This is a genomic window from Hominimerdicola alba 8, from assembly GCF_000178155.2.
GTDB lineage: Bacteria > Bacillota > Clostridia > Oscillospirales > Ruminococcaceae > Hominimerdicola > Hominimerdicola alba_C.
Map to the genome: position 1 here is coordinate 1 of NZ_ADKM02000026.1, position 526 is coordinate 526.

1 pseudogene is annotated in these 526 nt (G+C 43.5%); it reads right to left on the bottom strand.

The window, feature by feature from the left end:
* A pseudogene (locus CUS_RS02365) lies at positions 1-526 on the bottom strand (type I restriction endonuclease subunit R); the annotation flags it as partial.

The window sequence follows — 526 nt, forward strand, 5'->3', positions numbered from 1 at the left end:
ACTTCATGGATATTATCAAATGCGAAGCCGAACTCCTTGAATCTCTGCATAAACGCTTCTCTTATGGAGATAAATTCGGGATCGTCCTGGTCTATATTCTCCGTAAAGGACTGTATCGTCCGGCGCCATTTTTCGTGGAACTCCTCTTTGCTCATGAAGCCCATCTGCAATTCCTCATCACCGATCTTTGAGAAATTAAAGGTAATGTCCTGCATTGCTTCATTGATAAGCTGTCTTGTGGAGTCATCGCTGTCAAAGGCTTCTTTTTGATTTATCGTGTCAATCTGTCGCTGAACTTCTCGTATCATTTCGGGAAGTCTTGTGATTTCGAGCTTTGCAAAGGCTTGTTTCAGCTCATCATCGCCAAAGGTGCGGACTACATTACAGCAGTCACGGGCAGAGATAAGCACTTTTTTCAGCTTAATAAGCTCCTGCTTGTCCTCTATCGTGGATATTTCGGAACTGAACTCCTCAACATTATCTGTTGTATAGTCAAAGAGAACTTGCCGTACCTCACGCATCTGCT